This window comes from Flagellimonas abyssi, assembly GCF_019457905.1.
Taxonomy (GTDB): Bacteria; Bacteroidota; Bacteroidia; order Flavobacteriales; family Flavobacteriaceae; genus Flagellimonas; species Flagellimonas abyssi.
On the sequence record NZ_JAHZSV010000057.1, the window covers coordinates 1 to 9,437 of the forward strand.

The following is a 9,437-nucleotide window of genomic DNA, read 5'->3' on the forward strand; positions in this document are numbered from 1 at the left end:
GGTACAGTTCCGAAGGCCTGTAATTCCAAAAGGCTTGCCCGAGCCACTTGAAATAAAGGAAGGGGACTTGGAGCGGCACTATTTAAAAGTGCATCGGGAGGTAAGGTCAATTTTTAGCCAATCTAGCATTGTCAATGATTCAATGGAATAGAAAGCTCCTCTTAGATTTTTGATTATGAGTTGGTCTATTCACTCATAGTTTTGATTGTTTGCGTAGTCCTTCAACCGCGCGGTGGATATCTTGTTTAGCCTCTTTATTACTCCATTCCTTCCAAAATTTGATTGTCGCACTATCAGGTTTAATGGTTGGTTCTGAGATGAGTACTCTTGTTGGGAGCAAGGAAGCATCTCCAACAATTAGCGCTTCACCAATATCTAAAATTGGCAATACTTCGGTTAGTCCAGATAAATTATCAGGTAAAAGTCTTTTTACAACAGCTTGGTCTTCTGCATTTGATAGACGCAATGATATGAAATTGTTGCACTGACTTAAAACAGTTCTATTTACTTCGGCAGGTCTTTGACTTATTACAGCTAAGCTAACACCATATTTTCTACCTTCTTTGGCAATTCTTTCAAAGCTTTTTAAAGAAAGTTCAGAAGCACTATCCTGATTAGTTCTTTCAGGAATGTAGAGATGTGCTTCATCACAAAACAGACAAATTGGATGTTGCATTTCTTTGGTTGTCCATTGTTGTACTGAAAAAATAATTCTTGCAACTAATCCTATTACTAAAGGCAAGACATCTGACGGGACTTCGGAAAAATCAATTACTTTCACTCCTGATTTATTTCCGTTGATTTCTGTTCCTTCCATCAATGAACTACAAAATTTATTCATCCAATCTATATGTAATTCATCATCTGAAACTTGAAATAGGAACCCCAAACGCTTGTCTTGACTTTTAGCTTCTAATCTTTGAACAAATCTTGTGAGTTTTCCGAAAAAAGGCCCTTGTTTTTCACCTCTTGCACCAGTAACCATTTCTTCGTCAAGCCTTTTAAGTTCATTAAGGACATTTTCAATTCTATATGGAACTGGACTATCAATTGTGATGCTGTCCTTAAAACTAGTGTCCTTTATATCATCAAGGTATTTTTGTTTTTCGGTAAATACGGTTTTTGAAAAAAGCATTGCTTGATTAGGGGCATTGCTGTCGCTTCTATCAAGCAGCATAGCGAGCATTTCTTCGTATGTTAAAAGCCAATATGGAATCATAAGAACACCTTTCTCAAGGTTTCTGGTTTTTCCTAAATCGGAAGGATTAGCAACTTTTAAATGTTGAATGCCATCAGCCTTAAAGTGCTCGCCACTGTATTCTCCGTGTATGTCAAATAGGATTCCATTTGCCATAGGAAGTTTTGCTATTTGTTCGATTGTACGAGCAACACACCAAGATTTTCCCGAACCTGTGCTCCCAACAATTACCGCATGACGTTGAAATAGTTTATCTCCATCCAAATAGGCATCAGCATTTTCATCAATGGAATATTTTCCAATTGATAAAGGGATTTCATAGTTTTCTTTAGATGAAATAGTTTGCATGAACTTGGTAATATTTTCTCCATCTATTGGAAAACATTTTGCTTCTATTTCAGGAACTGTATCAAGTGTTCTTTTGAATACGTTTTCTTTTTCTCCATGCTTATTCAATAGCGTACCTATTAAGTTCACTTTTAGAATATTTTCAGTGAAAAGGAAATTATTTAATCCTAAATCATCACCTGTTGGCTGCTCATTATCTGAAGCCTTTCTTGTTATTCGGTTGATTATTCCTATTAGGTGCTGTCCAGCCTTTGAACTTTGAATCGCTACTAAGTGATTTACTTGGAGTTTTCTCAGTTTTTCAAGTTCATCAACTTTAATAATTAGTGTTGCCGTGTCAACACTGAAAACCGTTCCGATAGAAGAATTATCTTTAAAAGTGAATATTGCCATAGTTCGTCATTCGATTAGTTTGAGATATTCAGCTAAGTTCCAATAGCCCACATTTTCCATTATATGTTCTCCCTGACTTGATGAATAAATTTTTGTGCTCGAACCTTCACTTTCCTCCATCAAGATGTAATTTTTACATCCACCACCTATTATTGCTTCTTTTGTTTTTGGAGTTAATTCCTTTGTAATTACAATTATGGGTTTTGTCTTAATTTGCTGGATAAGTTTTGGTTGGACATGGACATCATTAAAACCGTAACCAATGCACATGTAGCCATTTGCATTTTGAATTTCATTATCTGCTTGTGCGAATATAGTTCTGTAAGGTTCATTGTGTGTTTCTGCATATTTACTGAGACCAGGAGTTACAATTAAAGGCTTGTAATTTTGTGGAATCTCTTGGCGTAAAGGCAAGTGAACATTTTCTTTTTCAATTGTTTCAAACCAATCTAAAGAACCATGAACTTTCCAAATATTTGCTTGTCCGCTATATCCCTTGATGGTCGCTAAAGCATTAGTTTGGATGTTATCAGAAAAATGTCCGATATAGTTTTGGGCATAGCCTGTACATATAAATGCTTCTGCTGTGCTTGCACTATATTCAGCAATACGATCATAATTAGTAGTAACTACGGAAATTTTTCTGTTAGTTGTTGAAAGCAAATATTTCATCAGTTCAACTAATGGAAATTCTTCTCCTTTTATTACAAATTGTTCGTATGCCTTTAAGTCATCTTCCGAAATTAAACTCCAAGTTGCTTTAATGATTGCATTTAAAACGTTAGTGTTGAGTTGTATTCCCAATAAGGTTTTTTCTAAATCTCTGTTTTCGTCCAGACTTTTTTTAAATGTTTCAAGCTGGGAGTTGTCAATGTCATTATCAAACGATAACGAATTTTTTAGATGATCTCCAAGCTTCCACATTGAAGGCAGGCCAAAAGGAATAGACGCACCACTTCCTAAAATGATAAGAGGAACTTTATTTGTCCAATCTTGTAGCTGTTTTAATAGTGCCTCAAAGTCCATCTTATTTCCCTCTGTTCAATCTACGTTTTGATAATTTCTTCCAAATGCTGTCTGCCAAATCAATGTCAGAATCTGTAAAACCAAAATTCTCTTTTAGAATCTTTTGATTAGTGATTTTCAGGATTTCGGAAATGTCTTTTTTATCCCGAATCATTTTATCGATTTCGGGTAATAAGTCAGCGTTTTTTGAATTGTAAGGAAGTAGTATTTCTTCAACTTCATTTGGCATCAATTCCAACACGCCACCGCCATGACTTCTACCGCATATTTCAGAAAATGCCAAAGACAAAGAATTGTAATAGCTTGCTGTCAGAGCTTTGATTTCTGCATTCGGTTTCACCGTAACACGGTGCATGGTGTCCGTGGTGTAGGCTTCTGCTTCGTTGATAATCAGTTTAGGATAAAGATTATTTCTCCGAATGAAAAGTGCATCCGAAATTCTCAAAGAAGGCACAATTTGCCATTCGTCACGGATTCTACATTTATAACCTTCGTTTATTTTTTGTTCTTCGCCCCAAGCGATATAGTCTCTCGCTCCGATTGAACCGTTTAAGTCTGCCATTTTGGGGAAAGTCAGCAAATGTGTTCGGGCTTCCATTGCACGATTTTTTTGCCAATCTTTTTGTGTAAAAATAGCACTTGGTACTTGTACGCTTCTTCCCACTAAAGGCTTGGCGTACTTTTCTAAATCGTAAAACTGGACTGTTGAAAGAGGAACGGTAAAAAACGGGTTTGAACCTGTCGTAATTCCAACTTCAACTTTTGCGTATTTACCAAATTTCTGGATTTGTTGACTTTCTTGAAGTCGTTCTAAAAAGTCAATTTCCTTTTGGTCAAGAAAATAGAATGTCCATTTGTTGGATTTAAAATCAATCTTCTTTTTCGGACTTTTCAATCGGGTAACATCCAACTTTTGAAGTTCGTCAGCGTCCCGTAATTCTAAATGCTCGATTAAATGAGTTTTAGAATTGTTCTTTTCACAGAGCAACAAAACTACTTCTTGCTGAATGTCGGGGAAAACCAGTTTTTCAAAAGAAACGATATTGATTTTGTTGTAAAAGTGAGCCAAAAACTCACGGAGCGTTTGAGCGTAAGAAACCTGTAAAATCTCAGCAGGAAGCACAAAACCAATTTTCCCCTGTTCTTTTAGCAGTAAAGAAGAACCGACCACAAACGAAACCCAGGCATTGGTCAGTTTTGAATATTTTAAATTGGCTTTATCAAAAATTTCGGCAGCAAACTTTTGTTGTTGCTTATCAAAATACTGATAGCGGATATAAGGAGGATTGCCAATAATTAGGTCAAAACGTTTGTCTGTATTGATACAGAAATCGTGAAAATCAGAATGAATGACTTGTGATTTTTCTAAGCCAATATTTCTTGATTTTTCAGCTTCAACTTCATCAAATTCAACGGCTATTACGGAATTGTATTGATAACTGCTTTTTTGAATTTCTTCCAGAAACACGCCATCACCGCAACTTGGCTCCAGTATGTCCAGTTCTTGATTGCCATTGAAAGCCCACTTTAAAATAAAGGCCGCTATGGGATTAGGAGTGTAAAATCCACCCCTTAATTTATCTTCGGATGCGTTTTTAATGAGCTGCATACAATTCAGAAATTAAAGGGATTAGATTGTCAACTTCTCCCAGATTATACAATGCCTTTAATGTTTCGTCTAATTCGGTTTTCTTGTTATCGAATTGACGTTGAAGCGGAATTAGCTCTCTTTGGTTTCCTGCATTTTGGTCTATTTCACCCTGCAACTGAATTAATGCTTCTTGAAGTGAAGCGATTTTATCGTGTAACTCTTTTTCCGCTTCATTTTCAAAATCAATTACTCGAATAGGTAGTTTCTTCAAAACTTTTGTTCCACGAGCAATGTAGCCACCTCTGAAAACTTCTCCGTTAAGTGCTGAGAACCATTCCAAATATTTTGAGTTCAGCAAAGCTTGAATGTAATAGATGGAATAGAGGAAATCTTCGGGCAGGGTTATCATACAATATCCTGCTGTTCCACCCGATGAAATCAAAGTTCCATGATAGTCAATAGCGTATTTATTCCCTTGCGATAAAACGCCAACTATGATTTTTGCAGGAACATCACATTTGTCCAGACTTTGGTGTCGCCCATACCTGTACCATTCGTTTTCCGTTTCAGGTGTCGGCTTAATATCCCTTTTTGGGTTATTTAAAACTTCTTTGTAGTGGTTCAGGTAAGCGAAAGCATTCGGGTAATCCGATTCCAATTGTTCAATTCCGACAAATTGAATGCCTTCATCAGTTTTCAGATAAGGATAGATAACAAAAGCATTGGGTGAAAAAGGGCGATAAGTGTTTAGGTTATCTGAGCCACTCGATGTTTTGAAATAAGGTCTGGTTAATTCTTTCTCTATTTTCCAATCAGTAGCGTCTTTTTGGAAATAGTAAAATTGTTCGTCCTCATTTGTCGCTGTGTGGATGTAAATATTGTTGGCACTGGTTTGGATGCCGTTGTAAATGTTTTCTGAACCAATTAATAATTCTAATGTATGAGATTGACTTTCAATGGATTCAAAAATTGGTTTTAAGTTTCCTGGAACCAATGTCCAACCATCATCATCCAATTTTTCAAATTCTACAGAATCGTAATTGTGAGAAGCAATATTTCTTGTTTTCCAATCCTTTAAAGATTGAACTTCCAAATAATTCAGGTGTTCCTGCTCTGTCTTTTTCAGGATTAACAAGCAAGTGTAAGTGGTCTTATCCTGAAAGATTTGATTTGCCCCAAAGGAGATAATCTGTTCAACTTCTTTTTTGGATGCCAAGAACTCTCGTAATTTTTTCCCCGCCCCAACTTTGGTGAACTTGCTTGGAACAATGTATCCGAAAAATCCATTCGGTTTGAGCAAATTCAATCCTCTTTCAATAAATAAGAAATATTTGTCAAACTGCTTATAAGCAGATTGGTAATGTGTTTTGTACAATGGCAATTCCAAAGGCGTGAATTGCTTCATGTGTTCGGTTGCCATATAAGGCGGATTGCCAACAATTACGTCAAATTTGGTCGCACCAAAATCATAAGGATTAATATCCCGTTGGTTTTCGGCTGATGTTTTTTCGGAATCTAAAAGGCTGTTCCCAAAGTGGATGTTCGCATCCATATTTGGAAGGGCGGGAGTTGGAATGGTGTTGTTGTCTTCGTTTTCCAACAATTTCAACAGTAAGCCGAATTTGCAAGCTTCAACCGCATTGTAATCTTTGTCAACTCCGAAAATGCAATTGGTTAAAAGTTGTCGTTTGGTTTCAAATTTGAGTTTGTATGTGCTGATTGCTGTTTGTATCAGTTCAGCAGGATTGTTTTTCAAATAATAATCGACCAATGTATCATGCAACAATTGGTACGTTTCAAGCAAAAAAGCTCCCGAACCACAAGCAATATCAGCAAATGATGATTGCAGTATTTCAGTGTCAGTTTTTCCTTCACAGTGTTTTGCAATGGTTTCTCTGAGAATGTCCTGAATGATAAATGTTGGTGTGGTTACAATGTCCCTGTCAATGTGTTCTGGTTTCTTTTCAAGTGTTATTCCTTCGTTGGTGATTTTGAGTTGTTCTCCAAGGAAAATTTCATAGATGTTCCCGAGAATATCCGAAGCGAAAACCACAAACGAATAGGTGCTTTCAGGAAAATAAAGTTGTTTAATGATTGTCCAAAAGGCCGAACTATTGTTGGTTATAATTTCTTCGGTTAACGCATGATTGAAAAGTCCTGCATTGTATTTTCTATCAGCTTCCCTGAATTTTTGAATAAGTGCGTTGAAATCGTCATTATCAGCGAAATTCAGAAGCGTTTTATAAACTTCAATGTTCCTGTCTTCGCATACCCGAAGAAAAATGATACTGTTGATGTAGCTTTGAACAATGTCGTTTAATTGAGCTTCATCCAACTGGTTTTGGTGGGAGTGGATTTCTTTTCCGAGAATTAAACGCCATTCGTTGATTTGTTTCAGAAATAAGTCATCAACACTGGAAAGTTTGAGTTGGCTTTCAATTTCTTTCCAGATTTCGTCAAATTCACCAGTGTAAACAACCTCGTGGCTAAGCTGTTTTTGAATTTCTTCAAATGCTTTTTCGTATTCCGTGTAGTGGTAAAGTTTTATTCGTGCTTTCGTTGCAGAATCGTTTTTGTCCACTTTTCGAGAGCAGTCATAAATGGCCAAGTGTTCAAAGTTGGAAAGAACGGATATTTTGAGTTTAGCCGTAAAACCATATCTGCGAACCTGTTTTGCAGGTTCGGTATCAGAATCTATTTTTACGTGAGGCTTCTTGGCTTCTAAGAAAAATTTTCGTTCAGAAAAAAGTCTGAAAGTATAGTCAGGTTTTTTCGTGTTACTATTCGCATCTTCTCGAAGAGCTTCTTCAACCAAGACTTCCCGTTCATTGGTTGGCTTTCCCTGATTGTTTTTGATGTCCCAACCCAACATTTCAAATAATGGGTCTAAGAAATCAGTGCGCAACTGTGTTTCGTTGTAGTCTGCTTTCAAATAAGCAGTCCTGTTTGCGTGGTATTTTTGAACAAGGTCTTTAATCGTCATGGTTATAAGTCAAGCGAACCTTGTTGAAGATTCTTGTTTTTTAAGTATTTGATTTTTTCTTCGGCAACTTTTAGAATTTGGTCTGGATTTTCTTCTTGCATTAAGTCGTAAGCAACTTTGTCACTCATCAGGATAAGCCCTAAGTCTACTTCACTTTCATTGAATAAGTCGGCTAAAAGCGGTAACATTTCCTTGTTAGCAGAACGTTCTCCACGTTCAATTTTACTGAGTGTGGATGGGTCAATGTCCAATGCTGCTGCAACTTTTCTAAGTGGAAGTTTTTGGTTTTCCCTTAATACTCTGATATGTTCCCCAAACGATTCTTTTGTTGTCATTTTCTTTTCTGTTCTTGAAAATTATTTCAGGACAATAGTTGTCCAAATCTAAGTAATTTAATTGATTTTTAATCTATTGAGGTTTGAAATCAAGCTTACGAAATAACAATGCCTGGGGTATGAATTTAACCCAATCATCTCTAAATTATGTTTGCCACGAAAATGTAATAGCAGTATGGGCACAGTCCCATCAAACAACCATTAAGGTTGAGGGGGGGGTAGCGGGACTAAAAGGTAGAAATTTTATAGAATTAAGTTTGGGAAATGATTTCGACACGATTTTATTTTTGTTCTTTACTCAATAACTTAAATAAATCTTGAATTCTTCTTTTTAGAGAATTATAGAAATTAGTCTTGTCTTGGGTAAGCTTGTCTTCATATCGCATAGCTTCCTCGACGATAGATAATAGGGAATCCACACCTTTTATTTTTAAAATGTCACACAAGTTGACATCCAATTGTTTGCAGAGCATGTAGATTTTTTCCCAACTGGTTTTTCCCTCAGCTCTTTCAATTCTGCCTATCAATGTTGGATTTGAATCTATTTGGTGTCCTAATTCAAGCTGGGAAAGCCCTTTTCTTAACCTAGCTAACCTTAAGATACAGCCAACTTGAATGTTGATTAATTCAATTTCTGTGCTGCTGTACTTTCTCATTTAGTAAAATTTGAGAAAAGCGAGACATTTATTCGATACAAATTTGTATCGAATAAGGTAATTTGGTATATTGCCCAAGAAATACATAATTTGCGATTCTTCGTTTAGAACATATTTGAAGCTTTCGCTTAGAGTCTTGGTTTGAAAACTGGTAATTTTTATGCAACAAGACAATAAGCAGATGGCTCACGACCCGGGCGTGGGCTCTCTTATTGTTGCAAGGTATACCAGTGCCCCAAACCGATAAGTTGAGTTCCACGCCCAACTTTTTCTTAGCGTTTGGTTTCTTTTGGTCCTTTCGGGGCATCGCCCAACCAATTTGGGTTATGGGAAACAATTGGCAGCTTTTTTTTGTAGGGTTCACACCGTGTTTTTGTCCCGTTTTTGGGGCAGCGCACTCGGTGTTCGATATCCTGTTTAAAAAGAAGCCAAAGAACCCCATCTAATCCTTGAGCCACGGTTGTGGGATACACGTTGCACAATTTTCCGGTTCACGATATCCTTTATTCCCACAATCAACGACTACACTTTAAGGGCAACCGGCCCGATCACGAAACCATGGTCATTTTTGGTTTAGGAATCCTATTTCTGGGTATGCTTTTACCCGGTTAGGGTGGCCTATGTCCGAACCTTGATGTCCTTTAGGAAGGTACGGTTTTTCCGTGACTTATGGGGCAGTGTGGAGAACAACTAACACTTTTATTAAAAGAACTCAATTTATGCAACCAATAACACTACGCATACGCAGGGGAATCCTGCTTGTGTTTTTATATGTCTTTTTAATGCTCTTTTGTACCTTATATATGCAGGCGGGCACTGTCTTGGAACCACCACAGGCCACCGTTTTCGGCACCGTAACCGATATGTCGGGGAATCCCCTGGCCGGGGTGAACCTTGTGGTGGAATC

Annotated in this window: 7 protein-coding genes; 1 reads left to right on the top strand and 6 read right to left on the bottom strand. The window is 37.1% G+C overall.

Going from position 1 to position 9,437, the window contains the following annotated elements:
- Nucleotides 1-193: 193 nt before the first annotated feature.
- From K1F36_RS19145 to K1F36_RS19170, 6 genes are all read right to left on the bottom strand, one after another.
- Nucleotides 194-1,939, bottom strand: coding sequence for an ATP-binding protein (locus K1F36_RS19145; protein WP_220115227.1), 1,746 nt, complete (start codon nucleotides 1,937-1,939; stop codon nucleotides 194-196).
- A gap of 6 nt (nucleotides 1,940-1,945) precedes the next feature.
- Nucleotides 1,946-2,965, bottom strand: a complete 1,020-nt coding sequence (locus K1F36_RS19150; protein WP_220115228.1) for an SIR2 family protein — start codon at nucleotides 2,963-2,965, stop codon at nucleotides 1,946-1,948.
- Nucleotide 2,966: 1 nt separating this feature from the next.
- Entirely contained in the window at nucleotides 2,967-4,574 is a 1,608-nt protein-coding gene (locus K1F36_RS19155) for an Eco57I restriction-modification methylase domain-containing protein (protein WP_220115229.1), read from the bottom strand.
- Entirely contained in the window at nucleotides 4,561-7,539 is a 2,979-nt protein-coding gene (locus K1F36_RS19160; protein ID WP_220115230.1) for an Eco57I restriction-modification methylase domain-containing protein, read from the bottom strand. The genes K1F36_RS19155 and K1F36_RS19160 overlap by 14 nt, the downstream gene beginning before the upstream one ends.
- 2 nt (nucleotides 7,540-7,541) lie before the next feature.
- Complete coding sequence (locus K1F36_RS19165) at nucleotides 7,542-7,874, bottom strand: helix-turn-helix domain-containing protein (protein ID WP_220115231.1); 333 nt, start codon at nucleotides 7,872-7,874, stop codon at nucleotides 7,542-7,544.
- Between the two features lie 281 nt (nucleotides 7,875-8,155).
- Nucleotides 8,156-8,530 carry a helix-turn-helix transcriptional regulator gene (locus K1F36_RS19170; RefSeq protein ID WP_220115232.1) on the bottom strand — a complete coding sequence of 125 codons (375 nt, stop codon included), beginning with the start codon at nucleotides 8,528-8,530 and terminating at the stop codon, nucleotides 8,156-8,158.
- Nucleotides 8,531-9,249: 719 nt separating this feature from the next.
- On the opposite strand from K1F36_RS19170, the gene K1F36_RS19175 reads away from it, so the two are divergent.
- Nucleotides 9,250-9,437, top strand: a 188-nt coding sequence (locus K1F36_RS19175; RefSeq protein WP_220115233.1) for a hypothetical protein, incomplete at its 3' end; no start/stop codon positions are given.

What these genes read in the sequence shown, in the direction of transcription:
- K1F36_RS19150 (WP_220115228.1), bottom strand. Translation starts at nt 2,965, where the DNA reads ATGGACTTTGAGGCACTATTAAAACAGCTACAAGATTGGACAAATAAA.
- K1F36_RS19160 (WP_220115230.1), bottom strand. Translation starts at nt 7,539, where the DNA reads ATGACGATTAAAGACCTTGTTCAAAAATACCACGCAAACAGGACTGCT.
- K1F36_RS19170 (WP_220115232.1), bottom strand. Translation starts at nt 8,530, where the DNA reads ATGAGAAAGTACAGCAGCACAGAAATTGAATTAATCAACATTCAAGTT.
- K1F36_RS19165 (WP_220115231.1), bottom strand. Translation starts at nt 7,874, where the DNA reads ATGACAACAAAAGAATCGTTTGGGGAACATATCAGAGTATTAAGGGAA.
- K1F36_RS19155 (WP_220115229.1), bottom strand. Translation starts at nt 4,574, where the DNA reads ATGCAGCTCATTAAAAACGCATCCGAAGATAAATTAAGGGGTGGATTT.
- K1F36_RS19145 (WP_220115227.1), bottom strand. Translation starts at nt 1,939, where the DNA reads ATGGCAATATTCACTTTTAAAGATAATTCTTCTATCGGAACGGTTTTC.